Source organism: Streptomyces sp. NPDC048191, from assembly GCF_040652655.1.
Taxonomy (GTDB): Bacteria; Actinomycetota; Actinomycetes; order Streptomycetales; family Streptomycetaceae; genus Streptomyces.
In genome coordinates this window covers 102,268-124,247 of record NZ_JBEZMO010000007.1, presented here as the reverse complement: position 1 = coordinate 124,247, position 21,980 = coordinate 102,268, and the positions used below count along the sequence as shown (strand labels likewise).

The following is a 21,980-nucleotide window of genomic DNA, read 5'->3' as shown; positions in this document are numbered from 1 at the left end:
TCAGACGAAGCTGCGCGTGGGCAACGGCTTGCCGTACCACATCTCGATCAGGCGGGCCGCGATCGAGATGCCGTAGGGCGGCAGCACCTCGCCGGACTCGAAGGCGTCGTGGAGCTCCTCGCGGGAGAACCAGCGGGCCTCGTGGATCTCGTCGCCGTCCACCTCGATCTCGGTCGAGGTGGCCCGGGCCATGAAACCGAGCATCAGGCTGGACGGGAAGGGCCAGGGCTGGCTGGCCACGTACTCCACGGCACCGACGGTGACGCCGACCTCCTCGGAGACCTCACGCCGGACCGCCTGCTCGATGGACTCGCCGGGTTCGACGAAACCGGCGAGCGTGGAGAAGCGGCCCTCGGGCCAGTGGACCTGGCGGCCGAGCAGGATGCGGTCGTCCGCGTCGGTCACTGCCATGATCACGGCGGGGTCGGTGCGCGGGTAGTGCTCGGCGCCGCAGGCCGGGCAGCGGCGGATGTGGCCGGCGGCGGCGATGACCGTGCGTTCGCCGCAGCGGGAGCAGAAACGGTGGGTGCGCTGCCAGTTCTCCAGGCCCACCGCGTGCACCATGAGCCCGGCGTCGCGCGGCGAGAGCAGCAGGCCCGCCTCGCGGAGCCCCGCGGGACGCGCGGACTGGTCGATGCGGCCGGGCAGCGCGTCCTTCTGGAGCGCGAAGTAGCTGACCCCTTCCTCGTCGATGCCGAGGAAGTAGCGGTGCGCCTCGGTGAGCGGGGCCTCGAAGGAGGGTGTCGTGACGAGTTCGGTGCGGCCGTCCGGCGTCTCGTCGATGAGCACCTGGCCGCCGGAGACCACGAAGCAGCGGGTCGTGGGGTGGCTCCACGCCGCCGCGAGCCAGGCCTCGTCGAGCCGGTGGTGCGCGGCGCGGTCGATGCCGCTGGGCGCTGTGAGCGAGATGGGTCGATCGGCTGTGTCGTCGGTCCAGGTGGTCACGGGTGCTTCCAACTCCCCCAGTGCAGCGGTTCGTTCGGCGGGTGGTTCGGCGGGGCGTACGGCGGGAGGGCACCGGTCCGGGCGCGGGCGGGGCGGGCGGGGCGGTCCCTCCAGTGTGCCCCGCGCGCCGTGCCTTTCCGTACGGCGCCTGCCGGTCAGGTCGTGGGGCGCCAGTGCTCGGCCAGGTCACCCCACAGGTGGGCGCTGGTCTCGACGCCCTTGAGGAGAAGGTCCAGCTCGACCTTTTCGTTCGGGGCGTGCCAGCCGTCGGAGGGGACGGAGATGCCCAGGAAGAGCACCGGGGCGCCGAGGACCTCCTGCAGGTCGGCGGCGGGTCCGGAGCCGCCCTCGCGGGTGAAGCGGACCGGCTTGTCGAAGGCCCGGCCCATGGCGCGGACGACGGACTGCAGCGCGGGGTGGTCGAGCGGGGTCAGGCACGGGCGCGTGGCCGCGCCGAAGGCGATCTCGTGCCGGATCCCGGCGGGCACCTGGGTCTCGGCCCAGGCGCGGACGGCCTTCTCGATGTGGTCGGGGTCCTGCCCCGCGACCATCCGGAAGGACAGCTTCACCATGGCCGAGGACGGGATGATCGTCTTGCTGCCGGGGCCCTGGTAGCCGCAGCCGATGCCGTTGACCTCGGCGGTCGGACGGGCCCAGATGCGTTCGAGGGTGCTGTAACCGGCCTCGCCGTGGGCGGCGCGGGACTTGGCGGTGTCCAGCCAGCGCTCCTCGTCGAAGGGGAGCTGGGCGAACAGCTCGCGCTCGCGGTCGGTCAGCTCCACGATGCCGTCGTAGAAGCCGGGGACCGCCACACGCGCGTGCTCGTCGTGCAGGGCGGCGACCAGGCAGGCGGCCGCGGTGGCCGGGTTGGGTACGGCGCCGCCGAAGGAGCCGGAGTGGATGTCCTGGTCCGGGCCGTACAACCGGATCTCGCACTCGGCGAGGCCGCGCATGCCGGTGCAGACGGTCGGGGTGTCCTCGGACCACATGCCGGTGTCGGAGACGACCACGGCGTCGGCGGCGAGCCGTCCCGCGTGTTCCTCGACGAGGGCACGGAAGTGCGGGGAGCCGGACTCCTCCTCGCCCTCGATCAGCAGCTTCAGGTTGACCGCGGGAGCGGTGCGGCCGGTGGCGGCGAGGTGGGCGCGGACACCGAGTGTGTGGAAGAACACCTGGCCCTTGTCGTCGGCCGCCCCGCGCGCGTAGAGCCGGTTTCCGCGGACGGCCGGCTCGAAGGGATCGCTGTCCCAGCCGTCCTCGCGGGCGGCGGGCTGCACGTCGTGGTGGCCGTAGACGAGGACGGTGGGTGCCTCGGGGTCGCCGGAGGGCCACTCGGCGAAGACGGCCGGGGCGCCCGGGGTCTGCCAGACCTCGGCGGTCGGGAAACCGGTCTCCGCGAGCTTGGCGGCGAGCCAGTCGGCGCTGCGCCGTACGTCGGGTGCGTGGTCGGGCTGGGCCGACACGGAGGGGATGCGCAGCCATGCCACGAGGTCGTCGAGGAAGGCGGCGCGGTGCTGCTCGATGTACGTGCGGACGGCGCTGTCCGGGGTCTGGCTCATGCTCACGAGCCTATCGGCCCGCACCGACAACCTCGGCGGGCGGTTCGTCACACTCCGGGTGTCCGGTGCGCCACTTCGGAGTCTTCCGTGAGGAGCCGTTCCAGGGCGGCCCGGCCGGGCAGGTCCGGCGGTCGTACGACCTCGCCGCTGCGCACGTACAGGAAGGCGGCCGTGACCGCCTCGGGGGGCACGCCCTGCTGCTCGGCCCAGGCCAGCCGGTACACGGCGAGCTGGAGCGGGTCGGCGGTGCGGGTGCGGCCGGTCTTCCAGTCGACGATCTCGTAGGTCGCCCCGGCGCCGTCGCCGTGCTTGTAGACGGCGTCGATGCGGCCGCGTACGACGCGGCCGGCGAGGGTGAGCTGGAAGGGGGCCTCGACCCGGTAGGGGGTGCGCCGGGCGTACTCGCTGCGTTCGAAGGCCTCCTTGAGGGCTTCCAGATCGTTCTCGTCCGCGATCTCGGCGTCGGTGCCGGGCAGCTCGTCCGGTTCCAGCAGGGGCAGCGTCAGCTCCTCGAAGCGGGCCTCCACCCAGGCGTGGAACCGGGTGCCCCGGCGCGCGGCCGGTTGCGGGGGCCGGGGCATGGGGCGCGCGAGTTCCTGTGCGAGCCCGTCCGGGTCCTCGGACAGGCGCAGCAGCTGGGACGCGGTGAGCGTGGCGGGCAGCGGGACGTCGGTGACGGCCTGCCGGGCGCGCAGCAGCTCTCCGGTGAGCGCGTCCAGGTCACGGTCCCAGGAGGCGATGGTGCGGGCCTCCTCGGGGGTGAGGTCGGCGGGATGGCGCGGCTCGGCGGGGGATCGCGGCGGGGCGGCCGCCTGGTGCGGGACGGTCGGCCGCCGGTCGGCGCTCCGGTCGTCCCGGTCGGCGGGGTCGTGCGCGCCGGGGGTGTCCGTGCCGTACGGCGGTTCCTCGTCTTCGAAGGGGTCCTCGTCGTAAGGGAAGTCCTCGTCGTACGTGTCGTACGGCTCGTCGCCGTAGGGGTCGTCGTCCGGGGGTGGGGGCCAGTCCGGGTCGTCGAGGGGGGCGGGGTCGTGCCTGGCGGGCGGCCGGCCGCCGTCCTGGGCGGCGAGGGTGTCCAGGTGGGCGAGGACGGTCTCGGCGGCCGCGCGGCGGCGGGCCAGGGCGGCGGCGTCGAGTGGGAGCGGCCACACCTGGTCGGCGCCGGCCGTGTGCAGGGCGGGGTTCTCCTCGTCCTCGGCGGGCTCCTCGGCCCACACCTCGGTCTCGCCGTGCCCGGCGGCGCAGTGGTCGTGGAGGGCCTGGAGGAAGTCGGAGGGGCCGCGTTTCCTCTTCTGGCTGGGCCCCCACCAGTGGCCGGAGCCGAGCAGCAGGGAGCGGGGGCGGGTGAAGGTGACGTAGCCGAGGCGGAGCTCCTCGGTGTGCTGGTGGTCCTTCATGGCCTCGTGGAAGGCCTTCATGCCGCGCGCGTCCCAGCTGTCGATGTCGGGCAGGGTTTCGGCGTCACCGCGCAGGGCGTGTGGCACCACCTTGGCCTGTGCCGTCCACTTCTCGCGGCCCTGTGCGCTGGGGAACGTGCCCTTGACGAGTCCGGGCACGGCCACGACGTCCCATTCCAGGCCCTTGGACTTGTGGGCGGTGAGCACCTTGACGGTGTTCTCGCCGCCGGGCAGGGCGTTGTCCAGGCCCTTCTCGTACTGCGCGGCGGTGCGCAGGAAGCCCAGGAAGGCGAGCAGGGTGGCCTCCGCGTCGCTCGCCGCGAAGGAGGCGGCGACGTCCAGGAAGTTGGACAGGGTCTCGCGGCGGCGGGCGGCCAGCGCGTGCGGGGACGCCGACAGCTCCACCTCCAGACCGGTGACGGCGAGGACGCGGTGCAGGACGTCCATCAGCGGGTCGGACAGCGAGCGGCGCAGGTCGCGCAGTTCGGCGGCCAGGCGTGCGAAGCGTACGCGGGCGTCCGGCGAGAACGGCAGTCCGTCGTCTTCGCGGTCGTCCTCCATGGGTGATTCGAGGAAGGTGTCGAGGGCGTCGGCGAGCGACGTCACCTCGGCCGGGTCGACGCCTTCGACGGCCGCGGCCAGCCGGCGGTCCGGGTCGTCGGTGTCGTCCACGCGCGCGTGGGCGACCAGCAGGCGGGCGCGGCGGCCCAGTAGGGCGAGGTCGCGGGGGCCGATGCGCCAGCGCGGTCCGGTCAGCAGGCGCACCAGGGAGGCGTTGGCTCCGGGGTCCTGGAGGACCTCGCAGACGGCGACGAGGTCGGCGACCTCGGGCAGGTGCAGCAGGCCGGACAGGCCGACCACCTCGACGGGCAGGTCCCGGGCCACGAGGGCGCCCTGGATCTCGGCGAAGTCGGTCGCCGTGCGGCACAGTACGGCGATCTCGCCGGGGGCGGTCCCGGTGCGCACGAGGTGGGCGATCGAGTCGGCGATCCAGTCGATCTCCTCGGCGTGGGTCGGCAGCAGGGCGCAGCGGACCGTGCCGTCGTACTCGGCGCCGGGGGCGGGGCGCAGGGCCTCCACGACCGCGTGCAGGGCGCGCAGCGGCTCGGCGAGGCCGTTGGCGAGGTCGAGGAGGCGGCCGCCGCTGCGGCGGTTCTCGCTGAGTGCCTGCCGGGTGGCGGGGCGGCCGTCGGCGTGCGCGAAGTGCGCGGGGAAGTCGTCCAGGTTGGCGACGGAGGCGCCGCGCCAGCCGTAGATGGCCTGGCAGGGGTCGCCGACGGCGGTCACCGGGTGGCCCGTGCCGCCGCCGAACAGGCCCGCCAGCAGAACGCGCTGGGCCACGGAGGTGTCCTGGTACTCGTCCAGGAGCACCACGCGGAACTCCTCGCGCAGCAGCCGGCCCACCTCGGGGATGACCGCGAGGCGGGCGGACAGGGCGATCTGGTCGCCGAAGTCGAGCAGGTCGCGCTGGCGCTTGGCGGCCCGGTAGCGCCCGACGAGGTCGGCCAGTTCACGGCGTGCAGCGGCCGTTTCCGGCACCTTGCGCAGGTCGGCGTTGGTGAGCTTGGCGCTCTGCAGGGTGCGCAGCAGGTCCGTGTCCCAGGCGCGCAGCTCCTCGGGGCCGACGAGGTGTTCGGCGAGTTCGGAGTCCAGGGCGAGCAGGTCGCTGACGAGGTCGGCGAAGGAACGGGTCAGCGCGGGGTAGGGCCCGGGGGCCTCGCGCAGCACGCGCGCGGCGAGCTGGTAGCGGGTGGCGTCGGCGAGCAGCCGGGAGGTGGGCTCCAGGCCGAGGCGCAGGCCGTGGTCGGTGAGCAGGCGGCCGGCGAAGGAGTGGTACGTCGAGATCAGCGGCTCGCCGGGCGGGTTGTCCGGGTCCGGCCAAAAGGGCTCGGCGCGAGGCGCTGTCGTCGAGGGGTGGTGGCCGGGTGACGGGAGCGCGTCCGGGTCGGTGACGCCGGCCTTGACGAGCGCCTTGCGCACGCGTTCGGCCAGTTCACCGGCGGCCTTGTTGGTGAAGGTCAGCCCGAGGACCTGTTCGGGGGCGACCTGGCCGGTGCCGACCAGCCAGACCACGCGGGCGGCCATCACGGTGGTCTTGCCCGACCCGGCTCCGGCCACGATCACCTGCGGCGCGGGCGGCGCGGTGATGCAGGCCGTCTGCTCCGGGGTGAACGGGATGCCGAGGAGCTCTTTGAGCTGCTCGGGGTCGGTGATGCGGGCGGACATGTCGAAAGAGGCTAGCGGCGGGGACTGACAACCGAGCTCCGATCGGCCCTCCGGAGAGGAAGAGGCGCAGGTCAGCGCCTGTGGTGCCGTACGTCACTCCGGCACCTTCCGGTGGTTCACTCGATCACGTGGCGGCCCTCGGGCCGGGCGCTGCACGAGGCGCGGAAGGCGCAGTGCGTGCAGTGCTGGCCGGTGTTCGGCGCGAACCGCTCGTCGAGGACCTTGCCCGCGGCGGTGGCCAGCAGGTCGCCGACCCACTCCCCCGACAGCGGCTCCTGCGTCTGCACCTTGGGCAGGCCGTCGCCGCCGTCGCGGTTGGCGGCGCCCTGCCTGAGGTGCACCAGCTCGGCGCCACCGGGTTCGGGACGCGTGCCGTCGAAGGCCTCGTCCACGGCGCCCTCGTGGACGGCGAGCTGGTAGACGGCGAGCTGGGGGTGGCGGGCGACCTCGGCGGCGCTGGGGGCCTGCTTGCCGGTCTTGAAGTCCACCACGTAGGCGCGGCCCTCTCCGTCCGTCTCCACGCGGTCCATCTGGCCGCGGATGCGGACCTGGTAGTCGCCCGCCTCGAGGGTGACGTCGAAGTCCTGCTCGCTCGCCACCGGGGTGCGCCCGGTGCGGTCCAGCACATGCCAGTTCAGGAAGCGTTCGAGTGCGACGCGCGCGTTGTCCTTCTCCTGCTGCGACTTCCAGGGCGCGTCGAAGGCGAGCGCGTTCCACACCGAGTCCAGGCGTTCCATGAGGACGTCGAGGTCGGCCGCGGTGCGTCCGGAGGCGACCTCGTCGGCGAGGACGTGGACGACGTTGCCGAAGCCCTGCGCGGTGGTGGCCGGGGCGTCGGCCTTCACCTCGCGGCCCAGGAACCACTGGAGCGCGCAGGTGTTGGCGAGCTGGTCGAGGGCACTGCCGGAGAGCACGACCGGCCGGTCGCGGTGGCGCAGCGGCACCTTGCTCTCGGTCGGGTCGTACATGCCCCACCAGCGGTAGGGGTGCGCGGAGGGCACCAGCGGGCGGCCGTCCTCGTCGGCGAGGGCGGCGAGCCGGGCCAGACGACGGGCGGCGGCCTCCCGGAGAGCGGCGGACGCGCGCGGGTCGACCGTGGTGGCGCGCAGCTCGGCGACGAGCGCGGCCACGGACAGCGGGCGGCGGGGGCGGCCGGTGACGTCCCGGGGCTCGACGCCGAGTTCGGTCAGGAAGCGGGAGGGCTGGTCGCCGTCGTCGGCCGGTGCCTTCACGGCGGTGACGACGAGGCGTTCACGCGCGCGCGTGGCGGCGACGTAGAACAGCCGGCGCTCCTCGGCGAGCAGTGCGCCCGGTGTGAGCGGTTCGGCGAGTCCGTCGCGGCCGATGCGGTCGGCCTCCAGCAGGGAGCCCCGGCGGCGCAGGTCGGGCCACAGGCCCTCCTGGACTCCGGCGACGACGACCAGGCGCCACTCCAGGCCCTTGGAGCGGTGCGCGGTCATCAGACGGACGGCGTCGGGGCGTACCGCGCGGCGGGTGAGCGTGTCGGCGGCGATGTCCTCGGCCTCGGTCTCCGCCAGGAAGTTCAGGGCGCCACGGCCTCCGGTGCGCTCCTCCGCGCGCGCGGCGGTGGCGAACAGCGCGCAGACGGCGTCCAGGTCCCGGTCGGCGTTGCGGCCGGCCGCTCCGCCGCGCCGGGCGGCACGTTCCAGGCGGGCGGGCCACGGTGTGCCCTCCCACAGGTCCCACAGCGCCTCCTCGGCCGTACCGCCGTCCGCGAGGCGCTCGCGGGCCGTGCGCAGCAGCGCGCCGAGGCGCTGCGCCCCGCGCGCGTACGCCGGGTCGTGGACGGCGAGGCGCTCGGGTTCGGCGAGTGCCCGGGCGAGCAGTACGTCGGAGGGGGGCGGCAGGGGGTTGCCCGCCGCCCGCTCCTCCTCGCGCAGGGCACGGCCGAGGCGGCGCAGATCGGCCGGGTCCATGGCGGCGAGGGGGGAGGCGAGCAGGGTGAGCGCGGTCTCGGTGTCGAGCCAGGAGGCGGCGTCCGCGCTCTGCTCCGCCGTGCCGTCAGTGCCGTCTTCTCGGACGCCGGCTTTCTGGGGGTCGGCTTCCTGGGGGCCGGTTTCCTGAGCGTTGGCCTTCTGGGCGTCGGCTTCCTGAGCGCCGGCTTCCTGGGTGTCAGCAGCCTGGGCGTCGGCTGTCTGAGGGGCGGCCTCTTCCGCGTTGCCCGCCTCGGCCCCGGTGTCCCGGTCCTCGGCTCCTTGCGCGTCGGTGGGCGGCTCGGCCTCGGCGGCGGGGTTCTCCCCGTGGTGCCGGGCCTCCGCCGTGGCGACCGCGCGCAGGGCCGTCAGCAGGGGGGCCACCGCCGGTTCGTGGCGCAGGGGCAGTTCGTCGCCGTCGATGTCCACCGGGACGCCGGCGGCGGTGAGGGCGCGGCGCAGGGTCGGCAGGGTGCGGGATCCGGCGCGGACCAGGACGGCCATGTCGCTCCAGGCGACGCCGTCCTCCAGATGCGCGCGGCGCAGGATGTCCGCGATGTTGTCCAGTTCCGTACCGGCCGTCGGGTACGTGTAGGCCTCGACACGGCCGCCGTCCCGTACGGCGGTGGGCTCGCGGTGGGCGCGGACCTTGTCGGCGGGCAGCCGGGTCAGCGGCATGCGCTGGGTGATCAGGCGGGTGGCGGCCAGCAGGGCGGCGCCGGAGCGGCGGGAGGTGCGCAGCACCTCCACGGGCGCGGGACGGCCGTCCGCGCGCGGGAAGGCCGCCGGGAAGTCGAGGATGCCGTTCACGTCGGCGCCCCGGAAGGCGTAGATCGACTGGTCGGGATCGCCGAAGGCGACCAGGGCCCGGCCGCCGCCGGCCAGCGCGTGCAGGAGCCGTACCTGGGCGGGGTCGGTGTCCTGGTACTCGTCGACGTACACGGCGTCGTACTGGGCGGCGAGCCGTGCGGCGTTCTCGGGGCGGCGGGCGAGCAGGACCGCGCGGTGCACCAGTTCCGCGTAGTCGATCACGCCCTGCAGGTCGAGCACGTCCAGGTACTCGGCGAGGAACGCGGCGGCGGCGCGCCAGTCGGGGCGGCCGGTACGGCGGGCGAAGGCGTCCAGCGCGTCGGGCGCGAGGCCCAGCTCGCGGCTGCGGGCGAGGACCGCGCGGACCTCGTCGGCGAAGCCGCGCGTGGTCAGGCAGGCGCGCAGTTCGTCGGGCCAGCGCACCTGGGTGAGTCCGAGGCGCTCCAGCTCGGGCTGCCCGGCGAGCAGCTCGCGGACGGCGACGTCCTGCTCGGGGCCGGAGAGCAGGCGCAGCGGTTCGGTGAACAGTCCGCTGTCCTGGTGGGCGCGCACCAGGGCGTAGCAGTACGAGTGGAAGGTGGTCGCCCGGGGTGCGCGGGCGGCGCCGATGCGCTGGGCCATGCGGTCGCGCAGGTCGACGGCGGCCTTGCGGCTGAACGTCAGCACCAGGATGCGCTCGGGGTCGGCGCCCCGGGCGATCCGCGCGGCCACGGACTCGACGAGGGTCGTGGTCTTGCCGGTGCCCGGACCGGCGAGGACGAGGAGGGGTCCGTTCCGGTGGTCAACCACGGCGCGCTGTGCCGCGTCCAGAGGAGGGGGGTCCACGGCGGCCGGCGGGGTACGGACCAGTCGGTAAGCGCCACGACCCCCCTGCCGCACCTGGAGGTGCGGCAGGCGCCTGGTGGAGGAAGAGGAGCTCACGTGATCAGCCGGTCCTGGTGGTTGTGCTGGCGGGCGGGCGGTCACGCGTGCGAGGCGGTGGCCGCGGGGTGAGCGGGACCCGTGCAGCCGACGCTACGCCGCCGCACCGGACGGAAGCAGAGCTTCCGCTTCTTCCCTCGCGACGCCGGCACCACGCGAGTCCCACGTCTCACGAACGTACGTCATGCCACGGGTGTCCCCCGAGTCACCCGTATGGGCCAGGGGCTCTCGCCGACGGCGCCCGATGGCGGAAGCTGTCAGATGTGACCCCCTGCGCCCGTACCGCCGTCCCACCGGGCCCGCCGCATGTCGAGCCGCGGCAGATGCCCCCCGGCGCTCCTGGCCGCCTCCTTCAGCGGTGTCCCCTCCGCGCGGTAGTGGGCGAGTGCGCGCAGTTCGTGGCCGGGCAGCAGCACGCCGTCGGCACGCACCACACGCCACCACGGGACCGCGCCCCCGTAGAGCGACATCACCCGGCCGACCTGGCGCGGGCCCCCTTCTTCGAGCCACTCGGCCACGTCGCCGTACGTCATGACCCGCCCCGGCGGGATCCGGTCGGCGACCTCGAGGACCCGCTCCGCGTAGTCGGGCAGCGCATCCGCGTACTCCTCGCGGGTGTCCTCGGCAGGGCTCTGCTCGCTCATTCGTCCCATCCTGCCGCACCCCACCGACATCGCCGCGCGGACGGCGCGGAACGGCCCTCTCGCCCCCGGACGGCGCTTCCGGCAGACTGTGCGCCCGCGCATCCGCACCCTGATGCCCGTGTGTGTCGGCGGGGCATGCCACCATCGTGCGGGCGGTGACCGGTGATACGAGACCAAGAAGAGACCATGAATCAGCAGGGCGTGCACCCCGAGGACGCGGCGGGCACCCCTGACGCCGCCGCGCGCCCCGGCACCGCCGACGGCCCGGGCAAGGACAGTGGCGCGCGGCGGAAGGGCACCGGTCCGCCCCGGGACGAGGGCACACGCGCGTGTGAGAAGGACCACGACGAGACCGAGGGGGCGCACGTCCCGGAGAACACGCCCCCTGGCCACGGTCCGGGCGCAGACGACGATCCGCACGCCGAGGCCGTGGAGGGCGACGAACCGCTGCTCCCCGCGCGCGTGCACCGCCCTTCCGACCTCATGCGGTGCGTGGTGGGCCTGCTCGGCGTCGTCGTCCTGCTCACGATCGCCGCCTTCGCGCACGGCACCACCTCGGGCCTGGAACAGGACATCAACAAGGGCACCGGGCAGGCCCCCGACCTGCTGATCCGGTTCGCGGGTCTGGCCTCCAGCATCGCGATCCTGCTCGTCCCGGTCGCCTTCGCGATCGAGCGGCTGATCAAACGCGACGGGCTGCGCATCGCCGACGGGGTCCTCGCGGCCGTCCTCGCCCACGGAGTGACCCTCGCGACCGACCTGTGGGTCGCCCGGGCGGCTCCGGGCTCGATCCAGGAGGCGCTCACCCAGCCCTCGCCGGGCGACATCCACGCCCTGACCGACCCCGTGCACGGCTATCTGGCGCCCGTGATCGCCTATATGACGGCCGTCGGCATGTCCCGCAGACCCAGATGGCGTGCGGTGCTGTGGATCGTGCTGCTGCTCGACGCGTTCTCGATGCTGGTCACGGGCTACACGACCCCGTTCTCGATCATCCTGACGGTGCTGATCGGCTGGACGATCGCCTACGGCACGCTGTACGCGGTCGGCTCCCCCAATGTCCGCCCCACCGGACAGACCCTGATGGCGGGCCTGAGGCACGTGGGCTTCCACCCCGTCAGCGCGGCCCGTGAGGAGGCCGTGGAGTCGGAGAACGGCGACCGCGGCAGGCGCTACTTCGTCACCCTGGAGGACGGTCCTCCGCTGGACGTCACGGTCGTGGACCGGGAACAGCAGGCCCAGGGCTTCTTCTACCGGGCGTGGCGCAATCTCACCCTGCGCGGCTTCGCCACCCGCTCCAGCCTCCAGTCGCTGCGCCAGGCGCTGGAGCAGGAGGCCCTGCTGGCCTACGCGGCGATCGCGGCCGGGGCCAACGCGCCCAAGCTGATCGCGACCTCCGAACTGGGCCCCGACGCCGTCATGCTCGTCTACGAGCACAGCGGCGGGCGCACCCTGGACTCGCTGGCCGACGAGGAGATCACCGACGAGTTGCTGCGCAACACCTGGCACCAGGTGCAGGCGCTGCAGTCGCGGCGCATCGCGCACCGCAGGCTCGCGGGTGACGCGATTCTGGTGGATCGTTCCGGCAGGGTGATCCTCACCGAGTTGCGCGGCGGCGAGATCGCGGCCGGCGATCTGCTGCTGCGCATGGACGTGGCGCAGCTGGTCACCACGCTCGGTCTGCGGGTGGGCGCCGAACGGGCCGTGGCCTCGGCGGTCGGCGTGCTCGGCCCGGACGCGGTCGCCGACTGTCTGCCGATGCTCCAGCCGATCGCGCTGACGCGCTCCACGCGCGCGACGCTGCGCCGGCTGGCCCGCGAGCGCGCCGAGCGGGAACGGGAAGCGGTCCTGGAGGCGTCCCGGCAGGCCAAGCAGACCCGCCTGGAGGAGGCGTCCGAGACGAGCCGGCCCGCCCTCGAGAAGCCCGACAAGAAGACCGTCCGCGCCGAGCAGCGCGCGGAGCGGCGGGCCATCGACGAAGCGATGGAAGAGGCCCGCGAGGAGGACCTGCTCACCCAGATCCGGCACGAGGTGCTGCGGATCAGGCCACAGGCCCCCGTGGAGCCGGCCCGGCTGGAACGGGTGCGGCCGCGCACGCTGATCAGCTTCATCGCGGGTGCGATCGGCGCGTACTACCTGCTGACGCAGCTCACCCACATCGAGTTCGGCACGCTCTTCGCGCAGGCCCAGTGGGGCTGGGTGATCGCCGCGGTGCTGTTCGCCGCGCTCAGCTACGTCGCCGCGGCGATGGCGCTGCTGGGGTTCGTCCCGGAGCGGGTGCCGTTCCTGAGGGCGGTGGCGGCGCAGGTCGCCGGGTCCTTCGTCAAGATCGTGGCGCCGGCCGCGGTGGGTGGTGTCGCCCTCAACACGCGTTTCCTGCAGCGCGCCGGCGTACGCGCGGGGCTCGCGGTGGCGAGCGTCGGGGCGTCGCAGCTGTTCGGGCTCGGCTGTCACATCCTGATGCTGCTGTCCTTCGGTTATCTCACCGGTACCGAGAAGACGCCGTCGCTGTCGCCGTCCCGCACGGTCATCGCGGGTCTGCTGACCGTGGCGGTGCTCGTGCTCGTGGTGACCTCGGTGCCGTTCCTGCGGAAGTTCCTCGTCACGCGCGTGCGGTCGTTGTTCGCCGGTGTCGTACCGCGCATGCTCGACGTGCTGCAGCGGCCGCAGAAGCTCGTCACCGGTATCGGCGGCATGCTCCTGCTGACGGCCTGCTTCGTGATGTGCCTGGACGCCTCCGTACGGGCGTTCGGCGACGGCTCGACCTCGCTCAGCATCGCCAGCGTCGCCGTCGTCTTCCTCGCCGGCAACGCGCTGGGGTCCGCGGCGCCCACTCCGGGCGGCGTGGGCGCGGTGGAGGCGAGCCTCACACTCGGCCTGATCGCGTTCGGCCTGCCCAAGGAGGTCGCCGCCCCGGCCGTCCTGCTGTACCGCCTGCTGACGCTGTGGCTGCCGGTGCTGCCGGGCTGGCTGGCCTTCAACCACCTCACCCGCAAGGGAGCCCTGTAAGGCCCGGGGGCGTTATACCTCGTACGGCCCGCGCCCCGCGCGCACCGGCGTGCGCGCCGTCAGGATGGGGGCATGGCGAACTCCTCCCGGCTGCGCGCCGCCGCCCTGGCAACCACTGCCGTGCTGCTGTCCGCTCCGCTGGCCGGATGCGGCGACGGCATCAAGGACAGCGACCTCGCGGCGCAGAAGCTGGACTGGAAGGACTGCCCGGCGCCGTCCGAGGCGGAGGGCGGTGGCAGCGCCCCGTCGCCGCTGCCGCACGGCGGCACGTGGCAGTGCGCCACCATGCAGGCGCCTCTGGACTGGAACAAACCGAAGGGCGACACCATCGGCATCGCCCTGATCCGCGCCCGGACCAGCGGCCCCGAGAGCAAGCGGATCGGCTCCCTCGTGTTCAACTTCGGCGGCCCCGGTGGCAGCGGCGTCAGCTCGCTCCCCGCGTTCGGCTCGGACTACGCCGCCCTGCGCACCCGTTACGACCTGGTCAGCTTCGACCCGCGCGGGGTCGGCCGCAGCGCGCCGGTGAAGTGCAAGAGCGACGCCCAGCTGGACGTGTTCTTCCAGCAGGACGCGACCCCCGACGACAGTGCCGAGCGCGCGGCGCTGCTCAACCGCACCAAGCAGTTCAACGCGGCCTGTGAGCAGAACTCCAGGAAGATCCTGCCGCACGTGGCGACCACGGACGCGGCCCGAGACATGGACCTGATGCGTCAGGTCCTCGGCGACGCCAAGCTGCACTACTTCGGCATCTCCTACGGCACCGAACTCGGCGGCGTGTACGCGCACTTGTTCCCGAAGAACGTGGGCCGGGCCGTGCTGGACGCCGTCGTCGACCCCACCCAGAACCCCGAACAGAGCGCGCTCGGGCAGGCCCGGGGTTTCCAGCTGGCGCTGAACAACTTCGCCGAGGACTGCACCTCGAAGGCCACGGAATGCCCGGTCGGCGACACTCCGCAGGACGTGAAGAACCGCATCGCGAAACTGCTCAACGACCTGGAGAAGAAGCCGATCCCCGGTATCCCGCCGCGCCAGCTCACCCAGACCGCCGCGACGAACGGCATCGCGCAGTCCCTGTACTCCAAGGACTTCTGGGAGTACCTCACCGAGGGCCTGGAGCAGGCGTACGAGGGTGACGGCAAGGTCCTCATGCTGCTGTCCGACGCGATGAACGGCCGCAGCGAGGACGGCCAGTACAGCAACATCACCGCGGCGAACATCGCCATCAACTGCGCCGACCAGAAACCGCGGTACACGGCCGACCAGGTCCAGGGGAAAGTTCCCGAGTTCCGTGCCGCCTCCCCGCTGTTCGGGGACTACCTGGCCTGGGGCCTGGTCAGCTGTACCAACTGGCCCGTGGCGGGCGCCGCCGACCACCCCGACGTCAGCGCGCCCGGCTCGGCGCCCATCCTCGTCGTCGGCAACACCGGCGACCCGGCCACCCCGTACGAGGGCGCGAGGAAGATGGCCGAGGCGCTCGGCAAGGGCGTGGCCGTCGAGCTGACGTACAAGGGCCAGGGACACGGGGCGTACGACAGCGGGAACAAGTGCGTGCAGGCCGCGGTGAACGCCTACCTGCTGGACGGGAAGAAGCCGAAGGCCGGCAAGGTCTGCTCCTGACGGCGCCGGGGCCCCGGGCGCCGCACGCGCCCGAGGCCCCCGTCATCCGCGTACGGAACTCCCTCAGCCGCAGTGACCCCAGTTGGTGTCATCTCCGGTGGGCCCGACTTCCCCGCCGAAACGCACACATGTCCCGTGTGCGTAGACGCGCACAGGGCCGGCGTACTGCGTGTAGTAACCCGAGTCCGAGACCTTGGTCCCGCCGAGCACCTCGATCCACACGGCCATGTGCAGTTTGACCCCGGGATTGCGCGAGGTGGCCACCGCGCAGTTGTAGCCGTTGTCGTAATAGAGGTCGGCCCATCCGGTATCAAAGGAAAGGTGCTCGATCCGGGTTCCGGAGCAGCCCGAGGCCGCTTCCGCGGTCCCCGTCCCTGCGAACAGCATCGACCCGGCGAGGGCCGTGACGGCCGCGCCCAGTCCAAGACCTCGAAGCCCCTTGAACAACTTCGATTACCCCCAGTTTCAGCCGACACCACATCAGGTGTTCGGAATACGAAAAGTCACGCTCACACTAGGACAGACGCGTTTTGCATGTCCCCATCAATACGCTCAGGTCCCGGTGATCTTGGTCACGGGGGCGCTCGGCCGCGCGGGGCGTGGGCGGCGCCGGGGGTGCGGTGCTCGGAACAACGACAGAAGCCCACGGCGTCCGACAGGGTCGGAGCCGTGGGCTTCGCTAGCCTCGCCGGTCGGCGAGACCGGTGATCAGTACACCGGCTTGTGCGGTTCGATCTGGTTGACCCAGCCGATGACGCCGCCGCCGACGTGGACGGCGTCCGCGAAGCCGGCCGACTTCAGGACCGCGAGGACTTCCGCACTGCGGACACCCGTCTTGCAGTGCAGGACGATCTTCTTGTCCTGCGGGAGGCCCTCCAGGGCGGTGCCCATCAGGAACTCGTTCTTCGGGATCAGCGTGGCGCCCGGGATGGAGACGATCTCGTACTCGTTCGGCTCGCGGACGTCGATGATCTCGATGTTCTCGCCGTCGTCGATCCACTCCTTGAGCTGCTTGGGAGTGATCGTCGAGTCGGCGGCCGCCGCCTGGGCCTCCTCCGACACGACGCCGCAGAAGGCCTCGTAGTCGATGAGCTCGGTGACGGTCGGGGTCTCGCCGCAGACCGCGCAGTTCGGGTCCTTGCGGACCTTGACCTGGCGGTACGTCATCTCCAGGGCGTCGTAGATCATCAGGCGGCCGACGAGCGGCTCACCGATGCCCGCGAGGAGCTTGATCGCCTCGTTGACCTGGATGGAGCCGATGGACGCGCACAGCACGCCCAGGACGCCGCCCTCGGCGCAGGAGGGGACCATGCCGGGGGGCGGGGGCTCCGGGTAGAGGCAGCGGTAGCAGGGGCCGTGCTCGGACCAGAAGACGGAGGCCTGGCCGTCGAAGCGGTAGATCGAGCCCCACACGTACGGCTTGTTCAGCAGCACGCAGGCGTCGTTGACCAGGTAGCGCGTCGCGAAGTTGTCCGTGCCGTCGACGATCAGGTCGTACTGGCTGAAGATGTCCATCACGTTGTCGGCCTCGAGCCGCTCCTCGTGAAGGATCACGTTCACGTACGGGTTGATGCCCTTGACGGTGTCACGGGCGGACTCGGCCTTGGAGCGGCCGATGTCGGACTGGCTGTGGATGATCTGGCGCTGCAGGTTCGACTCGTCGACCTCGTCGAACTCCACGATGCCGAGGGTGCCCACGCCCGCGGCGGCCAGGTACATCAGCGCCGGCGAGCCCAGGCCGCCGGCGCCCACACACAGCACCTTGGCGTTCTTCAGCCGCTTCTGCCCGTCCATGCCCACGTCGGGGATGATCAGGTGGCGGGAGTACCTGCGGACCTCGTCTACGGTGAGCTCAGAGGCTGGCTCAACCAGGGGTGGCAGCGACACGGGGACTCCGTTGGTCGGTCAATCACTACAGTTGTTCTCCTCGTAACACTGCCACGCCCTTCTTCATTCCGAGACACCTGTTCCGATACGCGAGACGATTTCGTCCCAGTAGCCGGGCATCGTCTCCCAGGGGTCGGCGCGGCCGCGACCGTCCGTGCGATCGGTGAAGTAGATCGTCGCCGCTCCCTGCCAGCGGGCGATGCGCAGCGCCTCCTCCAGATGGCCGCGCGGTACGCCGTGCACGAAGTGGCAGAAGCGGTCCGGTGGATAGTCGGCGGTCCACTCGGCGACCTGCGACCAGCGGTAGTCGGACCAGGGGCCGGAGAAGGTCACCAGCTGGTCGGCGTTCTCCGCGTAGCCGGGGTGCGGGTGGCTGCCGTGGCCCAGGACGATGTGGGCAGTGTCACTGATCGCCCGGAGTGTGGTGATCGCGCGCCGGACCTCGGGGAGCTCGGTGCGGTCGGTGGGGCAGCGGTCCAGCAGGAAGCCGTCGACCCGGTACCAGTCGAGGTGGCGATGGGCGTCGGAGAGCAGGTCGGCGAAGGCGCGGGCGCCGTGGGTGAGGTCCAGGTGGCCGAGGACGCGGACGCCCGCGCCCCGCAGCCGGCCCGCGGCCTCCAGACAGTGCGGGTCCGGGCGCGTGCCGGGGCCGGCGGCCACGTTGAGCACCACCCAGTCCAGCGGGGTGCCCGGGCGCGCGAGTTCGGCCCACTGGGCGGGGGCGACGAGCGGGTGGGCGTAGCCGGGGACACCGATGCCGGTGCGCAGACCGGTGCTCGGGACGCCTGCTGGGGTGCTGGTCAGATGCGGCATGCCGCCTCCATCCAGATGTCGGCCAGGGACTCTTCGAGGTTGATGCGGGGCCGCCAGCCGAGCCGGTCGCGCGCGGTGCGCACATCGGCCTGCTGCCAGCTGCCGCAGCCGTCCGGGTACGGGTAGGCCACCGGAGCCGCGTGGTCGGAGTCCGCGCGGGGATGGCCGATGGGGCTGCGCAACGGGACGGGCGGGGCGTCGAGTTCGTGCAGGGCGCCGCCGTATCCGGCCACGCGGGCGAGGACGGCGGCGGCGTCGCGGAGACGGACGGCACGGCCGGAGCCGATGTTGATGACGCCCTGCGCGGCGGACAGCGAGGCCGCGTGCACGGCGCGGGCGACGTCGCGTACGTCGACGAAGTCGCGCTGGACGCCGAGGCCGCCGAGTTTGAGTTCGCCGTCGCCGGACTGCATGGCCCGCCGCATCGCCTCGGCGAGACGCCCCAGCGGTGAGCCGGCCGGGGTGCCGGGGCCCGCCGGGGAGAAGACGCGCAGTACGACGGCGTCCAGACCCGAGCCGAGGACCAGTTCGGTCGCGGCGAGCTTGCTGACGCCGTACGGGCCGCCGGGGCGCGGTACGGCGTCCTCGGCGGTGGAGGAGCCGGGCTGACTCGGCCCGTACTCGGCGCCGCACCCGATCTGGACCAGCCGCGCCCCGCAGCCGCTGCGGCGCAGGGCCTCGCAGACGGTGGCGACGGCCACGGTGTTGTGCCGGGTGAGTTCGCGGGCGCCGCCGCGGATGGCGCCCGCGCAGTTGACGACGACCCCGGGGTGCACCGCGTCGAGGAAGCGGGTGAGTGCGCCGGGGCTGCCGGTGGCGAGGTCGAAGCGGACGTCCGCGTCGTCGCCGCGGCCGAGCGCGGTGAGCTGGACGGCCGGGTCGGCGAGCAGGCGGTCGGCGACGAAGCGGCCGATGTAGCCGTTGGCTCCGATCAGCAGGACCCTCATCGCGTGGCTCCCGGGGTGTGCGGACCGGCGTGACCGACGGGGCTCGCGTGACGAACGGCTCCGGCGGTCCCGGCGGCTCCTGCGCCTGCGGCTGCTCCGGACGCGCGGACGGTTCCGGAGGCTCCGGACGCGCCGGACGCTCCGGGTCGGGAGGTGGTCATCTGGCTTCTCCTTCAAAAAGGGGTGGTGCGGTCGCCTCCGGCGGCGGTTCGGGCCGGTGACAAGAGGTCAGTCGGGGGTTCCCGTGGGCGCGTGCGCCGAGGCCCGGGTGAGGGTGCGCCCGGCGTGGAGCAGCAGGGCCAGTGCCGCGATGCCGCAGGCGAGGGCCGGGACGGCGGACTCCCCCCAGGCCTGCACGAGGGTGTGGACGGGGGCTGCCAGGACGGCACAGCCGGGCAGCCTCGCGGCCGACGACAGGACGAGGGCCACCGCCTCCGTGGCGGCCGCGGCACCGAGCGCCACGGCCGGGGCGTGCCGGTGGTGGTGCACGGTGAGCAGGCGGGCGAGCAGCAGCAGGGCGCCCAGGGCGAGGGTCTGCGGGTAGGCCGCGGACTGGTGCAGGACGGTGCCGGACACCAGGAGCAGTGCGGTCAGCGCCCCCAGGAACAGGGTGAACGTGCCGAACAGCAGCGGTTTGACGGCGGCCGTGAAGTCCTCCAGGTCCCGGCTGCCGGCGAGTCTGCGGCGGGCGCCCGCGGTGAGCAGGTGGGCGCACCAGGCCGCGGGGGCGCAGGCCAGGGTGAGGGCCACGCAGGGCGCGGTGGCCGTGGGCCAGGGGCCGCCCGGGGAGCCGCTCGGCAGGGCGTCGGGGCCTCCGTCCAGGAGGGCGCCCAGGAGACCGTCGCCGAGGAGGGCGTATCCGAGCAGCCACAGGGTGCACGCGCGCGTGCCGTTCGCCGTGCGCCACGTGTGTGGGCCGGGCAGGCCGGCGAGGGGACCGCGGCGCAGTGCGGCACGGGTGGCGAGGGCGACGGCGAGGATACCGACGGCCGCGGCCAGGAGGCGGGGACGGCCGTGGGTGAGGCGCAGTCCGGTCACCGTGGCCGCGCCGAGGACGCCGGGCGCCAGGGTGAGCAGGATCCAGTCCGCGCGCACGCGGGGCGCGGGCAGGAGCTCGGTGTCCGGGCCCTGTTCGCCGTTGCGCGGCACACGGGCGTACAGCTCCTCGGCGAGCGAGAAGACGTCGCGGTGGCGGAAGCGGGCGGCCGTCCGGTCGGTGACGCCGTGCGCCTCCAGCCCGGCGGCGATCTCCAGCGGGTCCACGGCCCGCTCGCACAGCTCGCGGTGCTGGTGCAGCAGAGCCTTCACGGGGTCGGCGGCTCCCCGCCGGGGCTTGGCGACACGCCGCCCGCCCGGCTCCGGGCCACCCGGAGCGGCGTCGGCGGACCTTGGAGGCGCGTCGAGCCCGTCCTCCCCCTGCGTGCTTCGTTCGCTCAGCCTTCCCAGCGCGCCTCCGCGGCTGTCGGCGCGGTCGTCCCGTACACCCATCACGCCCCCTCCGCAGCGGCCAGTGGTGTGGCGCGTACCGGTGGTGCCGTGGCCCAGCCGGGGAGTGTGCGGGGCAGGACGCGGGCCGTGGGGCCGGTCCAGCGGCCGGGGACGTGGGACTCGGCGGGGGTGGCGAACGGCAGGGGGTCGCCGGCCTCGTCGAGGACGACGCGGCGGACCGGACAGCGCGAGACGATCTGCAGGTAAATGCCGTGAAACGCAGCGATGTTCTGCTCGACGGTGAACAGTTCGAGGGCGCGGGCGCGCGCGGCGGCGCCGAGGCGCTCACGGCGCTCGGGGTCGCGCAGCAATGTCACGCACGCCTCGGCGAGCGCCCGCGGATTGCGCGGCGGCACGACGAGGCCGGTGCCCCCGATGACCTCCACCACCGCGCCGACGTCGGTGGACACCGTGGCGCGGCCGCAGAACATGGCCTCGATGAGACCGACGGGGAAGCCCTCGACCACGCTGGACAGCACGACGACCGCGCCGGCGGCGTACGCCTCGGGCAGGGTCGGGGCCCCCGGGCCGCCGATCTCCTCGAAGGAGACCGGGTTGTCGCCGACCGCGTGCACGCCCTCGGCCTCGTCCGGGAAGAGCTGGGCGGCCAGCGCCCGGCAGTGGCCGAGGTAGGCCGTGCCCTCCGGACCGGAGGCCGCGCCGACGATCCTCAGGCGCGCCTTGGGCTCCTCCCTGCGCACCTCCGCGAAGGCGTGCAGCAGCGAGACGAGGTCCTTGGCGGGTTCGACGCGCCCCACCCAGACCAGCGTGTCCGGGTCGGCGCGGTCCGGGGCCTCGCCGACCTCCGCGAAGCGTGCGGCGTCCATGCCCGGGTGGACGGTCCGGATCCGGGCCCGCTCGGCGCCGCACCGTTCCTGCCAGCGCCGGGCGTGGGCGTTGCCGGGGGTGAGGATCTCGGCCCGCCGGTAGACCTCGGCGGCGAGGCGGCCGTGGAAGGCGCCGAGCAGCGCGCGTACGGCGGGGGCGGCGGTGTCGGGGCCGAGCGCCAGGTAGTGGGAGCGCAGTGGTACGCCGTACTCGGTGACCAGCAGTGGTACGCCGCAGAAGTGCCGGGCGAGCAGCCCGGGTAGGGCGGCGGGGCCGCCGGCCGCGGCGTGGCAGAGGTCGGCCGCGCCGAGTTCGTCGTCGCCGTACCAGTCGAGGGAGAGGGGGCGCAGCGCGCGTTCGAGGTGCGCGGCGACGGTGAGCAGATCGGGCACGCGCGCCTCGTGCGCCGTGCGCAGCGCGCCGGGGGCGCGGCAGGCGCGTTCGAGGATGCGTACGGCGGCGTCCGAGCGGAGGGCGCCGACCAGTCCGCCCTCCTCGCGGGCGAGTTCGGCGAGGCCGTACAGCGCGCTGCCGAAACGGTCCGGCAGATCCGCGGACCCGCCCTCGGACGCCGTGTCGGCTCCGGTACCGGCGCACACCGCTCCGACCAGTTCCCCGTAGTGCTCGGCGAACCGCCGGCGCGCGCGTCGCCCGTACACGATCCCGTCGTCCTCGGCCATCCACAGTGGCGCCGTACGTACCCGGCCGACCTGCGGCGGGAGCGCGACCCAGCCCTCGTCCTCCTGGTGCCGGCCGCGGCTGAGCGCGTAGATGTCGAACTCGTGCTGCTCGAGCCCGCGCACGAGCCGGTCGCACCAGAGTCCGGCGTCACCGCTCACATACGGGTAGCCACCCTCCGTAAGCAGTCCGATGCGCACGTGTGCACCCCCGATCTCCTGTCTGGGGAGCCGCCGTTCGTCCCGGCGGCTCGCAGCGGGACGAACGTAAGGGCACATGG

12 protein-coding genes and 1 pseudogene are annotated in these 21,980 nt (G+C 73.4%); 2 read left to right on the top strand and 11 right to left on the bottom strand.

Annotation, left to right across the window (positions count from 1 at the left end; all coding sequences use genetic code 11):
- The 5 genes and pseudogenes from nudC to AB0D93_RS14365 all read right to left on the bottom strand — a co-directional run bounded on the left by nudC (position 1) and on the right by AB0D93_RS14365 (position 10,433).
- Entirely contained in the window at positions 1-945 is a 945-nt protein-coding gene (nudC, locus tag AB0D93_RS14385; RefSeq protein ID WP_362118521.1) for an NAD(+) diphosphatase, read from the bottom strand.
- A 155-nt stretch (positions 946-1,100) separates the two neighbouring features.
- Positions 1,101-2,504: a dipeptidase gene (locus AB0D93_RS14380; protein ID WP_362118518.1), complete on the bottom strand. Its 1,404-nt coding sequence runs from the start codon at positions 2,502-2,504 to the stop codon at positions 1,101-1,103.
- 10 nt (positions 2,505-2,514) lie between these two features.
- Positions 2,515-6,124, bottom strand: a pseudogene (locus AB0D93_RS14375) (ATP-dependent DNA helicase).
- 116 nt (positions 6,125-6,240) lie between these two features.
- Entirely contained in the window at positions 6,241-9,789 is a 3,549-nt protein-coding gene (locus AB0D93_RS14370; protein WP_362118515.1) for a UvrD-helicase domain-containing protein, read from the bottom strand.
- Between the two features lie 257 nt (positions 9,790-10,046).
- Positions 10,047-10,433, bottom strand: a complete 387-nt coding sequence (locus tag AB0D93_RS14365; protein WP_362118512.1) for an MGMT family protein — start codon at positions 10,431-10,433, stop codon at positions 10,047-10,049.
- 186 nt (positions 10,434-10,619) lie between these two features.
- Here AB0D93_RS14365 and AB0D93_RS14360 point away from each other — a divergent pair, with 186 nt between their 5' ends.
- Both AB0D93_RS14360 and AB0D93_RS14355 read left to right on the top strand, forming a co-directional pair.
- Positions 10,620-13,442 carry a lysylphosphatidylglycerol synthase transmembrane domain-containing protein gene (locus AB0D93_RS14360; protein ID WP_362118509.1) on the top strand — a complete coding sequence of 941 codons (2,823 nt, stop codon included), beginning with the start codon at positions 10,620-10,622 and terminating at the stop codon, positions 13,440-13,442.
- A 72-nt stretch (positions 13,443-13,514) separates the two neighbouring features.
- Positions 13,515-15,059, top strand: a complete 1,545-nt coding sequence (locus AB0D93_RS14355; RefSeq protein WP_362118506.1) for an alpha/beta hydrolase — start codon at positions 13,515-13,517, stop codon at positions 15,057-15,059.
- A 63-nt stretch (positions 15,060-15,122) separates the two neighbouring features.
- Here AB0D93_RS14355 and AB0D93_RS14350 read toward each other — a convergent pair whose 3' ends face one another.
- The 6 genes from AB0D93_RS14350 to AB0D93_RS14325 form a co-directional block, all read right to left on the bottom strand.
- Positions 15,123-15,506 (bottom strand): hypothetical protein, encoded by a 384-nt coding sequence (locus AB0D93_RS14350; RefSeq protein WP_362118503.1) that lies wholly within the window; start codon positions 15,504-15,506, stop codon positions 15,123-15,125.
- 261 nt (positions 15,507-15,767) lie between these two features.
- Complete coding sequence (moeZ, locus tag AB0D93_RS14345; protein ID WP_362118500.1) at positions 15,768-16,946, bottom strand: adenylyltransferase/sulfurtransferase MoeZ; 1,179 nt, start codon at positions 16,944-16,946, stop codon at positions 15,768-15,770.
- A gap of 63 nt (positions 16,947-17,009) precedes the next feature.
- Complete coding sequence (locus AB0D93_RS14340) at positions 17,010-17,759, bottom strand: spherulation-specific family 4 protein (protein WP_362118497.1); 750 nt, start codon at positions 17,757-17,759, stop codon at positions 17,010-17,012.
- A complete protein-coding gene (locus AB0D93_RS14335; RefSeq protein ID WP_362118494.1) occupies positions 17,747-18,706 on the bottom strand; it encodes an NAD-dependent epimerase/dehydratase in 960 nt (319 codons plus the stop codon). Before AB0D93_RS14335 ends, AB0D93_RS14340 begins: the two co-directional genes overlap by 13 nt.
- A 228-nt stretch (positions 18,707-18,934) precedes the next feature.
- Positions 18,935-20,197, bottom strand: coding sequence for a hypothetical protein (locus AB0D93_RS14330; protein ID WP_362118491.1), 1,263 nt, complete (start codon positions 20,195-20,197; stop codon positions 18,935-18,937).
- Complete coding sequence (locus tag AB0D93_RS14325) at positions 20,194-21,900, bottom strand: DUF3492 domain-containing protein (protein ID WP_362118488.1); 1,707 nt, start codon at positions 21,898-21,900, stop codon at positions 20,194-20,196. The genes AB0D93_RS14330 and AB0D93_RS14325 overlap by 4 nt, the downstream gene beginning before the upstream one ends.
- Positions 21,901-21,980 lie beyond the last annotated feature (80 nt).

Excerpts from the sequence above, each read along its gene's own strand:
- AB0D93_RS14380 (WP_362118518.1), bottom strand. The coding sequence starts at position 2,504 with ATGAGCCAGACCCCGGACAGCGCCGTCCGCACGTACATCGAGCAGCAC.
- AB0D93_RS14365 (WP_362118512.1), bottom strand. The coding sequence starts at position 10,433 with ATGAGCGAGCAGAGCCCTGCCGAGGACACCCGCGAGGAGTACGCGGAT.
- AB0D93_RS14360 (WP_362118509.1), top strand. The coding sequence starts at position 10,620 with ATGAATCAGCAGGGCGTGCACCCCGAGGACGCGGCGGGCACCCCTGAC.
- AB0D93_RS14355 (WP_362118506.1), top strand. The coding sequence starts at position 13,515 with ATGGCGAACTCCTCCCGGCTGCGCGCCGCCGCCCTGGCAACCACTGCC.
- AB0D93_RS14340 (WP_362118497.1), bottom strand. The coding sequence starts at position 17,759 with ATGCCGCATCTGACCAGCACCCCAGCAGGCGTCCCGAGCACCGGTCTG.
- AB0D93_RS14335 (WP_362118494.1), bottom strand. The coding sequence starts at position 18,706 with ATGAGGGTCCTGCTGATCGGAGCCAACGGCTACATCGGCCGCTTCGTC.